The following is a 16,310-nucleotide window of genomic DNA, read 5'->3' on the forward strand; positions in this document are numbered from 1 at the left end:
ATTTGCAAAACTTTTAAAAAAATCAACCGCTTGTAGGAAACATTCTACAAGCGGTTTAATTTTTACCATATTTTACAATTTTGCTAAGCCAACAGATAGCATTTTCTCGCCAAAAACATAGAAGAATAGCGTATAATCGACGATGTGATTGCCACCGCAACAGGTGCAAAAAATGTATTAAGCGGCAAGTTACTTGAGCAAGCAAAATCAGGCTTGTTTATTTTAAATGTCGGGCACGTGGCAGAAGAAATTGATGTGCTTTTCTTAAAGCAATACCCAATGAGCGAGCCTATTCCCTATGTGAATGCTTACCAAGTTGGCGATAAAACGATTTACTTGCTTGCCGATGGCTCGATGTTTAACCTTACAGCTGGTTATGGCGATAGTATCAATGCCTTTGATGTTACCCTTGCGGTAATGACAAGTGGCATTGGGCATATTGTAGGCGAAGGCGAAAAAGCAGAAAAAGAGATTTACTTATTGCCACCAAGTGTTTGGCAAAAAGTTCTTTAAAAATAACCGCTTGCAAGCGGTCTGTTTTGTATAAATATTTACAAATAGGAAAAATTATGTCGATAGGGCGTTATCATTCTTATGAATCTTGTGGGACGGTTGATGGGCCGGGCATTCGTTTTATTCTCTTTTTACAAGGCTGTTTAATGCGTTGTAAATATTGCCATAATCGTGATACTTGGGATCTGGACGGTGGCAAAGAAATTACTGTTGAAGAGCTGATGAAAGAAGTAACTACTTACAAGCATTTTATGAAAGCAACAGGCGGCGGTGTTACTGCGTCGGGCGGGGAAGCCGTGTTGCAGATGGAGTTTGTGCGTGATTGGTTCAGAGCCTGTAAAACAGAGGGCATTAACACCTGTTTAGACACCAATGGTTTTGTGCGTAACTATAGCCCTGTGGTTGATGAAATGCTGGAAGTGACCGATTTGGTTTTGCTGGATTTAAAACAGCTCAATGATGAAGTTCACCAAGATTTAGTCGGGGTATCGAATAAGCGTACCCTTGATTTCGCCCGTTATCTACACAAATTAAATAAACCGACTTGGGTTCGCTATGTGGTCGTGCCGGGTTATACCGATGACGATGATTCTGCCCATCGTTTAGGGCAGTTTATTCAAGGAATGGATAACATTGAGAAAGTGGAGCTTCTGCCTTACCATCGCTTAGGGGCACATAAATGGGAAACCTTAGGCTATAAATATGAGCTGGAAGGCGTAATGCCACCGCCTAAAGAGGATTTAGAGCGTATCCAAAAAATCATTGAAAATTACGGGCATACAGTCAAATTCTAAAAATAAGCGGTCATATTTTGTGATTTTTTTGCAAAAAATTATTGAAATATGACCGCTTGTTTTCTTTTCTCTCTAACTTTGTGTATTATCTTGATACGAATTTTCATTTTGACCATAAAAGGAAAAAATAATGTCTAACCCTCTTTTAAATTACACAGGCTTGCCTGCGTTCTCACAAATCAAACCTGAACACATTAAACCTGCGGTGGAAGCGGTGATCAAAGAATGCCGTGAAACCGTTGAAAAAGTCGCACAAATTGAAAACCCGACGTGGGAAAATTTCTATATGCCACAAGCAATGGCTGGGGATAAATTTTCCCGTGCGTGGTCGCCGGTAGGGCATTTGAATGCGGTGAAAAATTCCCCGGAGTTACGTGAGGCTTACCAAGCGTGCTTGCCGTTATTATCGGAATACAGCACTTGGGCAGGGCAACATCAGGGGTTATATCAAGGCTACTTAAAATTAAAAAACAGCCCTGAATTTGAAACTTATTCGACTGCACAGAAAAAAGCGATTGAAAACAGCCTACAAGATTTTGAATTATCGGGTATTTCTCTGCCAGCAGATAAACAAAAACGCTATGGCGAAATTTCTGCACGCTTATCTGAACTCAATTCGCAATTTAGCAATAATGTGCTAGACGCAACGATGGGTTGGGATATTGTGATTACTGACGAAGCACAATTAAAAGGCTTACCAGAATCTGCATTAGAGGCAGCAAAATTATCGGCAGAAAGTAAAGGCAAAAAAGGCTATCGCTTTACCCTTGAAATTCCAAGCTATTTGCCAGTAATGACTTACTGTGAAAACAAAGCCTTGCGTGAAGAAATGTACCGTGCTTATGTAACCCGTGCCTCTGATCAAGGCCCGAATGCAGGCAAGTGGGATAACAGTGCGATTATTGATGAAATTCTTAAACTTCGCCACGAAAGATCGCAACTGCTTGGCTTTAAAACCTATTCTGACTACTCATTAGCCACTAAAATGGCGGAAAATCCGCAGCAAGTGCTGGATTTCTTAAATGATTTAGCCACTCGCTCAAAAGCACAAGGCAAAAATGAATTATGCGAGCTGAAAAAATTTGCGAAAGAGCATTTTGGCATAGAACATCTGGATTTATGGGATATTACCTTCTACAGCGAAAAACAAAAACAAGCGTTATATTCAGTGAATGACGAAGAGCTTCGCCCATATTTCCCAGAAAACCGTGTTTTATCAGGCTTATTTGAAGTGATGAAACGTGTTTTCGGTATGCGAGTAGAAGAGCAACAAGGTGTAGATGTTTGGCACAAAGCCGTGCGTTTTTTCAATATTTTTGATAAAAATGACCGCTTGCGTGGTTCGTTCTACCTTGATTTATACGCTCGTGAAAATAAGCGTGGCGGTGCGTGGATGGACGATTGCATCAATCAAAAACGCTTGGCAGACGGCACATTACAAAAACCGGTTGCCTATTTAACTTGTAACTTCAATAAACCGATTGGCGACAAACCAGCGTTATTCACTCACGATGAAGTAACCACTTTATTCCACGAGTTCGGACACGGTATTCACCATATGCTGACCGAAATTGATGTGGGCGATGTAGCAGGTATTAACGGTGTGCCGTGGGACGCGGTTGAATTACCAAGCCAATTCTTAGAAAACTGGTGTTGGGAAGAAGAGGCGTTAGCTTTCATTTCAGGGCATTACGAAACAGGTGAGCCATTACCGAAAGCAAAATTAGATCAACTACTTGCAGCGAAAAACTTCCAAGCAGCAATGTTCGTACTGCGTCAATTAGAGTTTGGTTTATTTGATTTCCGCTTACATACAGAATATGACCCGAACAAACAAGGACAAGTATTAGCATTACTTAAAGAAGTGAAAGATCAAGTTGCTGTTGCAAAAGGGGTAGATTGGGCAAGAACGCCACACAGCTTCTCCCATATTTTTGCAGGTGGTTATGCGGCAGGTTATTACAGCTACTTATGGGCGGAAGTGCTTTCTGCCGATGCTTATTCGCGCTTTGAGGAAGAAGGTATTTTCAATGCAGAGACAGGACAGTCGTTCTTAGATAACATCTTAACGCGTGGTGGTTCAGAAGAACCAATGGTGCTATTTGAACGTTTCCGTGGACGCAAACCAACCCTTGATGCATTATTACGCCACAAAGGAATTTTAGGGAATGCTGAAAGAGTAGAGTGTGTTTCTTAATTGAACATAGGGAGAACAGCGTTCTCCCTAATTTTTACGAATATAGAAAGGGCGAAAAATTTTTCGCCCCTACGTTTTTTTATTTAATATTTAGTGGTATGAACCTACTNTTTTACGAATATAGAAAGGGCGAAAAATTTTTCGCCCCTACGTTTTTTTATTTAATATTTAGTGGTATGAACCTACTTTCGGGTGGTTCGCTGGTTTTTCAAAGCCTTTTTCTTTCAAGCAAGCTTCAAATTTTGCACTATCTTCAACGCTCTTAACGCCTTTGTGGCATTCTTTCACGGCTTTCGCAAATTTAGGGTTTTTATGTTTATATTTGCCTTTCATTTTTGGGTGATTGGCTGGTTTTTCAAACCCTTTCTCTTTTAAGCATTGCTCAAAAGTAGGCATATCTTTTTTATCTTTCAGGGTGCTGTGGCACTCTTTCATTGCTTGCATTAATGCAGGATTTTTATGGTGTACATCAGGGTTATGTTTCTCGTGTTTATGGGGCTGTGTACAAGCCGCTAAAAGTGCTATACACGAAAGGGCAATCAGTTTTTTCATTGTGAACTCATCATCTTTGGGTTAAAAGATAAACTATTCTAGCAAAAAAAGTAAAGGAATAAAGGTTGCTTTCTCTATTGATTTGATTAGATATTTGCAAATTTTTAGGCAAAAGCGACCGCTTGTCTTTTCTTTATTTTTGAACAGGTTATAATTCCGACATTCGTTATTATAAGAGAATATATTAATGTCTTTAGATTTATCCGATATTCGAACACAAATTACTAATCTTGATCGCAACTTATTAAAACTACTTGCAGAACGCCATCGCCTTGCTTTTGATGTGGTAAGAAGCAAAGAAATCACACAAAAGCCATTGCGTGATTTAGAGCGTGAGAAAGTCTTACTTCAAGAGCTGGTGAATTTTGCCGAAGCTGAAAATTATCAGCTCGATCCACAATATGTGACCCAAATTTTCCAACGTATTATTGAAGATTCCGTTCTTACCCAACAAAATTATCTGCAAAATAAACTAAATGCACAAAAAGAAGAGCAGATTGCTATCGCTTTTTTAGGAATGCGTGGTTCTTACTCGAATATGGCTTCTCGCCAATTTGCTAAAAAATATCAAGGTGCATTAGTTGAATTAAGTTGTGGCTCATTTGATGAGGTATTTGAGAAAGTTCAAAGCGGCGAAGCTGAGTTTGGCGTATTACCATTAGAGAATACTACCTCAGGCTCAATCAATGAAGTGTATGATTTATTGCAACACACAGACTTAACGCTGGTGGGGGAATTAGCATATCCAATCAAACATTGTGTATTAGCAAACGGAAATGTAGATTTAGCGGAAGTTGATACGGTTTATACCCACCCACAACCAGCTCAGCAGTGTAGCCAATTTTTAGCAACGCTTGATAAAGTCCATATCAAATATTGTGAAAGCAGTTCGCACGCAATGCAAATGGTGGCTCGCTTAAATAAGCCAAATATTGTGGCACTAGGCAATGAAGATGGCGGAAAATTATATGGCTTGACCAATGTTAAAACGGATATTGCAAATCAGCCAAACAATATCACTCGCTTTATTGTGTTATCAAAAGAGCCTGTGCAAGTTTCGCCACAGGTACAAACAAAAACCTTGCTCTTGATGACAACGAGTCAGCAAGCAGGTGCATTGGTTGATGCGTTAATTGTGTTTAAGAATCACAATATCCGAATGATGAAATTGGAATCTCGCCCAATTTACGGTAAGCCTTGGGAAGAGATGTTCTATGTGGAGCTTGAGGCGAATATTCATTCAGAAAATACGCAGAACGCATTGACAGAGCTTAAAAAAGTAACGAGCTATGTGAAAGTATTAGGCTGTTACCCAAGTGAAATTATTGAGCCAGTGAAGTTATAAAGATGATTAAAGGGCTACTTCTTCTAAGAAGTAGCCCTTTTGAATAAGGTTTAACATTTTTGTTCTTGTTGTGCTAAATAATCCAAATGTTGGCGACTTTGAAACGGTACAATAGACAGCTCGCCATTAGGCGAAATTAGCTGGTAAAACTGTGGGTGATTAAAACTACCGAATGAGGCTTCAGTTTCTGTTTTTAGCCGTTTATTGTGCTGTAACTTATTGATTTTTCTTATTTTCTCTTCTTTATTACCGGAACAATTATAGTAACTTTCCACACTATTTTTTTCATCAACCACATATACATTAAAACTACTGTCTTGGTTGTCTTCAAAGAAGAATTGTAAAAAGCCTTCGCTGGCAAATTCGCTGATTTTTTGAGGAAATACTTCTTTTACTGTATTAGCAGCTAGATTTGCAAAATTTTCACGATTTTCGACCGCTTGTTCGTCAATCTGCTTAATGCCTACCGTTTGTTTACGGAAAAGTACCTGCCAGGTTTTTCCTGCAATTTTTAAGTGGCGGAGTTCATCAGCTTGTAAGAAACAACCTGTTTGGATCGTAATACATTTATGTACTAAGTCGCAAACAAACTCACGCAAATTACTACGTAGATATTTACTATAGCAAAAAATATTCACTGAATTTGGTGATGCTGCACCTTGATAAATACGGTTAGAGACCAATTTAAGGGCTTTTAAAATTGCATCTTCGCCATCAAAATGCTGAGTACGGATTTCATTCCAAACATTGCGATAAATAATACTTACACTTCCTACTAAAGTTTTTTGTGTTTTACCGAAGTTGAATAAATCACTTTGGGAAACTTTTTTAGGTAAATCAGTAATGGTTTCTGTCGGATCTTGCACTAAATTAATTGCAATCGCTAAATTGCGAATTTTATTCGGGTGATGCATATCCTCATTTGTTATTTCTGGTGCTTGAATTGGGAAAGTTAAGCGTAAGTCAGTAATAAATTGACGTAATTTCTGCGTATTCAGATTATCGCTTACTGTGTGTAAATGGGTATTGGCATTTATAATGCCATTAAAAAGCCCCCAAGCAATCAGTTTAATTGGGCTTTTGTTGTAGTGAACATAGCGAAGGTTCGAATCATACTGACTTCTCGGTGCTTGGTTTACCAAATACCAGCCCGCTTGCATTGATGAACTGCCTGCTTTCACTTCAATAAAAGTTACCGCATTTTCTGCTAAATTTGATGATATTTTCGGATTAATTAGCTGCACTTTACCCGGTAAGGTTTCAAATACCGAATAAAGTCTTCGCATCAAAATATCGGTATCATTAGTCATAATACTTGGATTAAGATGGAATTTCCGAGCAAAGTGGATTAAGTTACGATAGCTTTGCAGTAGATGATCGATCAGCATATTTTCGTGATTCATCACTTGCTTAATTTTCCAATTTTGGCGGTTTTGTAGCAACAAAGTTTGTGCTTCGTTCCAAGACCATTGCTCAACCAAAGATTGTAATACTTCTGTACGCCAATTTTTTCTGATTTCCCCTTCAATTGCTTTGGCATAAAAACAGACACGCAAGCGGTCTAATTTTACCCATTCCTTGCGAATAACAAGTTGCTCGGTAACCAGCTCAAGCATTGCCAAATAAGGGTCAAAATGATATTCGATTGCCTCATCACTTAAAATTCTTTTCTTAAATTCTTTTGAAATTAATTTAGTTTTCGGGTAGGTGTGGGCGTAGCACTCTAACAACAAAATCTTAATAGCGGATTTATAAGGATTATTGATCCCTTTATAGAGTTGCCAAAGGCTTGCCCCAAAAAATTCGCTGGCAGAAAGACTCGAAAAGTCGCCAAAATCCACCCATTCAGTTAAATCAATTTCAGGATTATTATGGGCATTTTGATATTCATCTTTATGCAAGTGTAGCCACAGCAAGCGTTTACCCGCCAGTAATATGGCTGAACGGTAAAATTCATCAAGTAAGAAAAAGTGCTGAGCAGAGCCACTGTGTTCATCTGTTACACCGCTGCTGTAAGTTTGTGTTTTAAATTGCTCTGGGTTCATTAAGAAAATATTAATGTCCACATCAAAGGTTTTTGCCCATTCTTGTAGCTTAGTAATTTTAAGCTCCATTAATTTATATTGTTCAATAGTGAGCGTATTTGAATAGCAGAGCCATAAATCTAAATCTGACAGGCTGGTTTGGGTAATAGAACCTGTGCTGCCCATACAATAAAGTGCATCAAAATGGGTTTGATCTTTTAAACGATAGTCAGAGATTGCTTCATTGAAGCTATAAGACATCAATGAATTTTTTTGATAATCAGATAATTCAAAATACCAAATGCCTTGCGGTGCATTTTCAACATAGGCAGGAAGACTTGGGTGATTAAGATGAATAAGTAACGGAACTAATGAAAAAACGTGAACAAAACTTTGATTGTTGGCACTAATTGCTCGCTCAATACGATAAGCATTGAGTTTATCGATTCTTTGTTTCGTCAAAGCTAATTTTTGGGAAAAATTCGCCTCACTTGCTTTAATAGCAGTTCCTTCTACAATTGTTGCTGTATTAGCTTCAAGGGAGAGTGTTTTCACGTCAATTTCCTTCAAAAAATATGTTCTGCTTAACATTTTAGCTGAAAAGTCTAGATTATGTAATGAAATATACTAAAAAAGTTAAGAAATTGAGCAGATCCATTTTGCCTGAAAAACACCATCTTGTGGTTATTGTGACTGAAAAGAGTTCAGACCAGTCATAATTTTGTGTAAAATAAGCAAGTTTTAGTAGCTAATTTGAGCGAACAAGTGTAAGCTGAATTAACTATTTTTTCAGAACAAAATGATGAAGGAAACAAAATGAAAAGAGTTGTTATTACAGGTGTAGGTGTTGTTTCAAGTATTGGTAACAATAAAGAAGAAGTGTTAGCTTCATTAAAGGAAGGTAAATCAGGCATTGAATTTGTACCTAGTTTTGCTGAAGTAGGTATGCGTAGCCAAGTTGCAGGTACAATTAAATTAAATCCTGCTGATTTGATTGACCGTAAAGTGTATCGTTTTATGGGGGATGCAGCAGCCTATGCTTATATTTGTATGAAAGAAGCAATCGAAGATGCTGGCTTAGCCGAAGAGCATATCTCGCACGAGCGTACTGGTTTAGTTATTGGTTCTGGTATCGGTTCAGCTCGTGGTCAAGTTGCGGCAACAGATGCAGTACGTGGACCTCGTGGAGTAAAAGGTATCGGGCCTTATGCGGTAACTAAAACAATGGCATCAAGCGTATCAGCTTGCTTAGCAACACCATTTAAAATCAAGGGTGTAAACTATTCGATTAGCTCTGCTTGTGCAACCTCCGCTCACGCAATAGGACACGCAATGGAGTTAATCCAATTAGGCAAACAAGACGTTGTTTTTGCCGGTGGAGCAGAAGAGCTTTGCTGGGAAGGTGCAACACAGTTTGATGCAATGGGAGCTGTTTCTTCTAAATATAATGACACACCAACCAAAGCAAGCCGTGCTTATGATGCAAACCGTGATGGCTTCGTGATTTCAGGTGGCGGTGCGGTATTAGTGGTGGAAGAGTTAGAACACGCTCTTGCTCGTGGTGCGAAAATCTATGCTGAAATCGTGGGCTATGGTGCAACGTCTGACGGTTATGATATGGTTGCTCCAAGCGGTGAAGGTGCAGAGCGTTGTATGAAGCAAGCAATGGCAACCGTAAACGGTGACATTGAATACATCAATGTACACGGCACATCAACTCCAGTAGGTGATGTCAAAGAACTTGGTGCAATCCGCAATGTATTTGGCGATAAAACTCCAGCTATTTCTTCCACCAAATCCATGACAGGGCATTCACTTGGTGCAGCAGGGGCCCACGAAGCAATTTATTCATTATTAATGCTAGATAACAACTTTATCGCACCAAGCATTAATATTGAAACGCTTGATGAACAAGCAGAAGGAATGAATATTGTGACCGAACGCCAAGATAAAGAATTAACCACGGTAATGTCTAACAGCTTCGGCTTCGGTGGAACGAATGCGTGTTTAGTATTCCAACGCTATTCAAAATAATCTCATCTTAATGATAAAAAGTGCGGTAACGCACTTTTTTATTGCCTGCAAGTGGCTGAATTGTGCTAAAAATTTGCAAATTTATCTCTTTTTTGTATCTTTTCTATATTTTTAATAAAAAAATTAAATTTTATTTTTATCTGATTACGATTATATTTTTAGCATTAAATGTTGTTAAATTGTTTTTATTATCGTTATGTAAAATAGTTTCAATTTATTAAGTAGCATAATAATTTTAGCATTTTTTTAACAAAGATTTGAGGTGTCTATTTTTCACTTTATTTTATGGGTAGAATGGAAGTTCATTTAAGGTCTTACACGTATTTTGGAGAATATATGACACAACAGGCAGAACAATCTACTTGGCAAAGCAAATTTGCTGCAATGGGGCCAGGTATTTTAATGGCATCTGCGGCGGTAGGTGGCTCACATATTGTTGCTTCCACCCAAGCAGGGGCAATTTATGGCTGGCAATTAGCTATTATTATTATTTTAGCGAATTTATTTAAATATCCATTTTTCCGTTTTGGTGTGCAGTACACTTTATCTAGTGGTAAAAGTTTATTAGAAGGTTATAAAGATAAAGGTGGAATTTATCTTGTTATTTTTTTCATTCTTAATGTGCTTGCTGGAATGATTAATACAGCTGCAGTTGGGATTGTTTGCGCTGCAATTTTAAAATTTATTTTCTCTGCATTAGGTGTTTCCTTTGATCTAAGCATACCGATGGCAGGCGCGATTGTAATTGCAGTAACTTGGGGAGTATTGATTTTAGGGCGCTATCGTTTCTTAGATTCACTATCTAAATGGATTATGATTGCATTAACTATTTCTACTGTTACAGCAGTAATTATTGCAGCATTAAAAGGTGGTATTCCGGTTGCACCCGATTTTATTGAACCATCACCTTGGAATTTAGCCGCACTTGGTTTTATTGTAGCGTTAATGGGTTGGATGCCTGCTCCGATTGAAATTTCGGCAATAAATTCAATGTGGGTAGTAGCAAAAAAACGTTTTAGAAAAATCAGTTTCCAAGATGGTATTTTTGATTTTAATGTAGGTTATATCGGTACTGCTATTCTTGCGATTGTATTCTTAGCTTTAGGTGCATTAGTGCAATATGGTTCTGGTGAAAAAGTAGAAGCGGCTGGCGTGGCTTACATTGGTCAGTTAATTAAAATGTACGCTTTCGCTATTGGCGATTGGGCTAAGCTGTTAATTGCATTCATTGCCTTTATGTGTATGTTTGGTACAACTATTACCGTTATTGATGGCTATTCTCGTGCGAATGCGGAATCATTACGTCTTTTAATGGGGCGTAAAGAGCATTCACAAGCTGAATTAAGCATTTGGATGACAGCAACTTCAATCATCGGAATCATCATTATTACCGTATCTATGAGCGATGTAGCAACTATGTTGAAATTTGCAATGATCTCTTCATTTGTTTCAACACCAATTTTTGCGTGGTTAAATTTCTCGTTAGTACTGAAAGGTGAACACCGTGCAACGGGCGGGTTATTCTGGTTAGCAGTAGTTGGTCTAATTTACCTAACTGCTTTTGCCTTACTATTCTTAGCACAGCAGTTTGGTATTATTGGGTAATTCAGTAAAGAAGATGAAAAAAAGGCGAATTAAATTCGCCTTTTTCTTTGCTTTGCTAAAATATTGTATTTATTTTAAGCATAAACTGGTAAACGTTTGCAGATTTCTAATACTTTCGCCTTCGTCTTTGCGATTACTTGTTCGTGGTTGTCTTTACCAATGCTTTCTAACACATCACACATCCAACCTGCTAATGCAACCACATCATCTTCTTTGAAACCACGGCGAGTTACCGATGGGGTACCTACACGAATACCTGAAGTGATGAATGGTTTTTGTGGATCGTTCGGTACGGAGTTTTTATTTACCGTAATGTTCGCTGCACCTAAAGCTGCATCTGCTGCTTTACCGGTTAAACCTTGTTTTACAAAGCTTACAAGGAATAGGTGATTTTCCGTACCATTTGAAACTACCTCAAAACCACGTTGTTTAAATACTTCCACCATCGCTTTTGCATTTTTCACCACTTGTTGTTGGTAAGTTTTAAACTCTGGCTCTAATGCTTCTTTGAAACATACCGCTTTTGCCGCAATAACGTGCATTAATGGGCCACCTTGACCTGCTGGGAATACTGCAGATTGTAGTTTTTTATACATTTCTTCATCACCCGATGAAGATAAAATTAAACCACCACGAGGGCCGGCTAATGTTTTATGGGTTGTGGTAGTCACAACGTGTGCGTGCGGAAGCGGGTTAGGATAAACACCTGCTGCAATTAAACCTGCAACGTGAGCCATATCTACAAATAAGTAAGCGCCTACTTCATCAGCGATTTCACGCATTTTCGCCCAATCCATCACTTGTGAATAAGCAGAGAAGCCACCAACAATCATTTTTGGTTTTACTTCAAGTGCTTGTTTGCGTAACGCATCGTAATCTACTAAACCTTCAGCAGTAATACCATATTGTTCTGCTTTATAAATTTTACCCGAGAAGCTTACTGAAGCACCATGTGTTAAATGTCCGCCATGTGCCAAGCTCATACCTAAAATGGTATCACCCGGATTCAATAATGCCATATACACGGCAGCATTTGCTTGTGAACCTGAATGTGGTTGAACGTTCGCATAATCTGCACCAAATAATTCTTTTGCACGATCAATGGCTAATTGTTCAACAATATCCACATATTCACAACCACCATAATAACGTTTACCTGGGTAGCCCTCAGCATATTTATTTGTTAATTGTGAGCCTTGAGCCTGCATTACACGCGGGCTTGCATAGTTTTCTGATGCAATTAATTCAATATGCTCTTCTTGACGACGATCTTCATCTTGAATTGCTTGCCATAATACTGCATCGTAATCGGCGATATTCATATCACGTTTTAACATTTTGGACTCCTATAAGCTTAAGTAAACGTTTGCGTAAGTTGATTTACCGATATTTTACGCATTTTTTAATAGAATAGATAGTGTTAATTTTAATAGTACTCTCTGATTCTAGACTAGAAAACAACAAGCGATCATATTTCGTAAAAAATTTACCAAAAATGACCGCTTGCATAGCTATAAATTAATGACTATGATCTTTTAGGTGTTTTGCTCATTGCATTGCAGCAAAACCAAGAGCTGCCAAAATAAGCAAGCCAACTGTTAATCCATCCATTTTACATCTCCTCTGCTGTTTCTCTAAATTCTCTTGCTGTAACTAAGTAAAGAATATACAACCACAAGTAATGTAGATAAATGTATGCATTTCATCAGCAATGAATACTGTCCATAAAGAATAACAGGAATTGCTAGAATTGCAACTTTTGCGACATCGTCCATTAATTTTGCCCACGCTTCAAATGAGCTTTTCTTAATCGGCTTTTTAAATAAATTTAGCATATTGCCCCTTTTTCTCCATTTTGAGATGAAAAAGAAAAATCAGCAAAGGGCAAAATTTATTTTTTCGATGCAGATCGCAAAATTAACCTTCTAGTTCTGCTCGTAAAATCGCTGTCCCTTGACTTAACGCATTGAGTTTGCCACGAGCCACTTCACGAGAAAGCGGAGCCATACCGCAGTTAGTGCTTGGCCAGAGTTTATCTGCATCAACAAATTGTAAGGCTTTGCGTAAAGTGTCAGCGACTTGCTCTGGTGTTTCGATCACATTGGTCGCCACATCAATCGCCCCTAACATCACTTTTTTGCCACGCACTAACTCGATTAAATCCATCGGGACTTTCGAGTTTTGGCACTCTAACGAGATGATGTCGATGCTTGATTGTTGCAGTTTCGGGAAGCTCTCTTCGTATTGACGCCATTCGTTGCCGAGGGTCTGTTTCCAGTCGGTATTCGCTTTAATGCCATAGCCGTAGCAAATATGCACCGCCGTTTCGCATTTTAAGCCTTCCGCTGCTCGTTCAAGAGCGGCTACACCCCAGTCGTTTAACTCATCAAAGAACACATTAAACGCTGGCTCGTCAAACTGGATAATATCCACACCCGCCGCTTCTAACTCTTTCGCTTCTTGGTTGAGGATTTTGGCAAATTCCCACGCTAATTTTTCACGGCTTTTGTAGTGACCATCATAAAGGGTGTCGATCATTGTCATCGGCCCCGGTAACGCCCATTTGATTGGTTTATCGGTATGTTTGCGTAAGAATTTCGCATCTTCCACGAAAACCGATTTCGGGCGGCGAACCTCACCGACCACGCTCGGCACGCTCGCATCATAGCGATTACGGATACGCACGATTTCCCGTTTGGTGAAGTCCACTCCTTCTAAATGTTCAATGAAAGTGGTTACAAAGTGCTGACGGGTCTGTTCACCATCACTCACAATATCAATGCCGGCGGCAGTTTGTTCTGCCAATGACACTAACAGGGCATCTCTTTTCGCTTGTAACAGTTCGTGGCCGCTGAATTTCCATTCAGACCAGAGTTTTTCAGGTTCCGCCAGCCAAGCTGGTTTCGGTAAGCTGCCTGCGGTAGAGGTTGGGAGAAGGATTTTGCTCATAATGTATATTCCTGTATATGTAGGGGCGTGCATCGCACGCCCGAAAAAATTCAAATAGGCGTATGACATACGCCCCTACAAAAAATTATTTCTCATTCACCCAAGCTTCTAAAATCGCTTTATACGGCTTGATGAAATGTTCTTCGGCATATTTACCTTGCTGAATGGCTAATTGGGTGCGTTCCACACGGTCATATTCCACTTTGGTTAAAGAGTAATCTTCATAAGTCAGGCTAGGTTTGTAGGTTTCGCCTGCGACTGAGTTTGCATTATAAATTTCCGGGCGGTAAATTTTCTGGAAGGCTTCCATTGTTGCAATGGTGCTAATCAGTTCCAAGTTACTGTAATCATTCAGCAGATCGGCATTGGCTTCAAAATAGAACGCATACGGTGCAACTGATTTCGGCGGCATAAAGTAACGCACTTTTAAGCCCATTTTTGCAAAGTATTCATCGGTTAATGAATAGTCGTTTTGCACATATTCCACCCCTAAAATCGGGTGAACATTGGTCGTTTTGTGGTAAGTACGTGTGGTTGCCACACTTAAACAGAGTACCGGTGCTTTATTAAATTGAGCCTTGAACTCTGCGGAGGCTAACAGGTGCTTGTACAATTTACCATGCAAATCGCCATAGCCTTCTGGTACGGTAAAGCTTGGTTTGTCTTTATTGAAATCAAGTAGTAACACGCTGAAATCGTAGTCACGCACGAAAGAAGAGAAGCTGTTGCCGAGAATACCATCAATCGTTTTGCCGGTTTTGTGATCCACCACGGAGGTTTTTAACCACTCTAACGCAGGGAAAAACTCGCCTGTGCCTTCCACATCAATATCCATCGATACAATGTCTAATTTCACTGCATAACGATCCGCGGACGGGTTATCCCAGTTGGCTAAATCATTGAAGCGGTTGTTGATCATCGCAACCACATTTTGCAGATTTTGCTTACGGTTTTCACCACGGGCAAGGTTAGCAAAGTTGGTAGTTAAACGAGTATTGTCTGCTGGTTCGTAGTCTTCGGTAAATTCAAGGGTATGCACTCGGCATTGGAAATTGGTTGTCATCTAACGTCTCCTTTTGAGCTATTATTGTTGTTGAGATGACTTATTGAACCATAAATTATTGTTGAAGAAAAATGATATGTTTTGAAGTTGAATATGAATATATTTCATATTCAACATTACAAAATGTCAGAGAAAAGTGACCGCTTGTAAGCTAAATATCATATATAAGCAAGAATCTGTATTCAGGTTTCAGTAACAGCTCTATTTTCTCATTAGGTATAGTGTATGAAACAGGCCCAAACACAGATGGCAACAAGCTGCCTTGTCCGTACTTGAATTCTAATCCATCAGGGGTAAATTCAAAATCGCCACTGATTTCAAAATCGCTTTTTTCAATAGTGAATTCTTTCCCTTGTTCAGAATTTTGAAAAGTATTCCACAATAGCTCTTTTGCTTGAGCCAAGTTTGATGGCGTAAATAGCGAGTCTAATGAAAGGAGCAATTTTTTCTCTAAATCAATATATAACTTGTGATAAGCATCTATGATGTAATTACCACCAAAATACTGTTCAATATGGTTAGTAAAAACGGCGATATGATGTTTTTGCTCATCAAAGGTAATGCTTGATTTATTCCAATGTTCAGAAATTCCCCCGATATTCGCTATATATTCTTGGAAATCTTCTTCCATTTCTTTTTTAATTTCTTCACGAGTTGTTTTCTTTTCCCCATAAGGTGCAAGTAGAAAATCATCTAGCCATTGAATGCCCGTTGTAACAGTACTGAATGAATATGTTACGGCATAAGGCCCATATCCATCACCCTCTACAATTTCACGTTTATCAAAAATATAGACTCGCCTCACCTTGTCGTGAGTAATCACTTCGGTAGGGTTACTCTCCTTTTCAGCCGTTTCATCTGCTAAAGAAAGATTGTCTTTCATTGTTTCTAACTCGTGAGCTCTTTGCTCATTTTGCTGCATTAAGCATAACGAGGGATTATCTTTTGTTTTACACTCTTTATTGCGATTAGCGATCCACTCTTTTTGAGCATTTTCAAAATTTGATGCGATGACAGGATTCGTTTTTTGGAAGCGCTCAAAAATTTCAAGGTAATATTCAGTAATATATTTTTTATAGAAATCAGAGGTTTTATCGGCACAAGTTGCTTTCGCTGTTTCGCTAGATGTGCCAGCTTGTTCTAAGCATTGTTGATAGAGCACTTCGCCTCTATCAGCTGCAAAAGTAGGGTAAGCGATCGCAATAGCGGAAGCTAGTAATAATTTTTTCATCGT

At 38.9% G+C, this 16,310-nt stretch carries 12 protein-coding genes; 6 read left to right on the forward strand and 6 right to left on the reverse strand.

Annotated elements, in window-relative coordinates; translation table 11 throughout:
* Nucleotides 1-144 precede the first annotated feature (144 nt).
* From ACERCF_RS02415 to prlC, 3 genes are all read left to right on the forward strand, one after another.
* Nucleotides 145-513, forward strand: coding sequence for a Rossmann-fold NAD(P)-binding domain-containing protein (locus ACERCF_RS02415; RefSeq protein WP_373624499.1), 369 nt, complete (start codon nucleotides 145-147; stop codon nucleotides 511-513).
* A 56-nt stretch (nucleotides 514-569) separates the two neighbouring features.
* Nucleotides 570-1,307: a pyruvate formate lyase 1-activating protein gene (gene pflA, locus ACERCF_RS02420; protein WP_373624500.1), complete on the forward strand. Its 738-nt coding sequence runs from the start codon at nucleotides 570-572 to the stop codon at nucleotides 1,305-1,307.
* Nucleotides 1,308-1,437: 130 nt separating this feature from the next.
* Entirely contained in the window at nucleotides 1,438-3,504 is a 2,067-nt protein-coding gene (gene prlC / locus ACERCF_RS02425) for an oligopeptidase A (protein ID WP_373624501.1), read from the forward strand.
* A gap of 168 nt (nucleotides 3,505-3,672) precedes the next feature.
* Here the strand turns inward: prlC and ACERCF_RS02430 are convergent, their stop codons facing one another.
* Nucleotides 3,673-4,056, reverse strand: coding sequence for a hypothetical protein (locus ACERCF_RS02430; protein ID WP_373624502.1), 384 nt, complete (start codon nucleotides 4,054-4,056; stop codon nucleotides 3,673-3,675).
* Between the two features lie 187 nt (nucleotides 4,057-4,243).
* On the opposite strand from ACERCF_RS02430, the gene ACERCF_RS02435 reads away from it, so the two are divergent.
* Complete coding sequence (locus tag ACERCF_RS02435) at nucleotides 4,244-5,401, forward strand: chorismate mutase (RefSeq protein ID WP_373624503.1); 1,158 nt, start codon at nucleotides 4,244-4,246, stop codon at nucleotides 5,399-5,401.
* 50 nt (nucleotides 5,402-5,451) lie between these two features.
* Here ACERCF_RS02435 and ACERCF_RS02440 read toward each other — a convergent pair whose 3' ends face one another.
* Nucleotides 5,452-7,980 (reverse strand): class I adenylate cyclase, encoded by a 2,529-nt coding sequence (locus ACERCF_RS02440; protein ID WP_373624504.1) that lies wholly within the window; start codon nucleotides 7,978-7,980, stop codon nucleotides 5,452-5,454.
* Between the two features lie 261 nt (nucleotides 7,981-8,241).
* Here ACERCF_RS02440 and fabB point away from each other — a divergent pair, with 261 nt between their 5' ends.
* Nucleotides 8,242-9,459: a beta-ketoacyl-ACP synthase I gene (fabB, locus tag ACERCF_RS02445; RefSeq protein WP_373610578.1), complete on the forward strand. Its 1,218-nt coding sequence runs from the start codon at nucleotides 8,242-8,244 to the stop codon at nucleotides 9,457-9,459.
* A gap of 336 nt (nucleotides 9,460-9,795) precedes the next feature.
* Nucleotides 9,796-11,064 carry an NRAMP family divalent metal transporter gene (locus tag ACERCF_RS02450; RefSeq protein ID WP_373624505.1) on the forward strand — a complete coding sequence of 423 codons (1,269 nt, stop codon included), beginning with the start codon at nucleotides 9,796-9,798 and terminating at the stop codon, nucleotides 11,062-11,064.
* 74 nt (nucleotides 11,065-11,138) lie between these two features.
* On the opposite strand, the gene glyA is transcribed toward ACERCF_RS02450, so the two are convergent.
* From glyA to ACERCF_RS02470, 4 genes are all read right to left on the reverse strand, one after another.
* Nucleotides 11,139-12,401 (reverse strand): serine hydroxymethyltransferase, encoded by a 1,263-nt coding sequence (gene glyA / locus ACERCF_RS02455; protein ID WP_373624506.1) that lies wholly within the window; start codon nucleotides 12,399-12,401, stop codon nucleotides 11,139-11,141.
* A gap of 580 nt (nucleotides 12,402-12,981) precedes the next feature.
* Nucleotides 12,982-14,013 carry a methionine synthase gene (locus tag ACERCF_RS02460; RefSeq protein WP_373624507.1) on the reverse strand — a complete coding sequence of 344 codons (1,032 nt, stop codon included), beginning with the start codon at nucleotides 14,011-14,013 and terminating at the stop codon, nucleotides 12,982-12,984.
* Between the two features lie 85 nt (nucleotides 14,014-14,098).
* The gene (locus ACERCF_RS02465; RefSeq protein WP_373624508.1) at nucleotides 14,099-15,076 is read right to left on the reverse strand and encodes a DUF1852 domain-containing protein; all 978 of its coding nucleotides are present in this window, start codon (nucleotides 15,074-15,076) and stop codon (nucleotides 14,099-14,101) included.
* A gap of 151 nt (nucleotides 15,077-15,227) precedes the next feature.
* Nucleotides 15,228-16,307, reverse strand: coding sequence for a lysozyme inhibitor LprI family protein (locus tag ACERCF_RS02470; protein ID WP_373624509.1), 1,080 nt, complete (start codon nucleotides 16,305-16,307; stop codon nucleotides 15,228-15,230).
* Nucleotides 16,308-16,310 lie beyond the last annotated feature (3 nt).

The organism is Mannheimia kashgarensis, assembly GCF_041807705.1.
GTDB lineage: Bacteria > Pseudomonadota > Gammaproteobacteria > Enterobacterales > Pasteurellaceae > Mannheimia.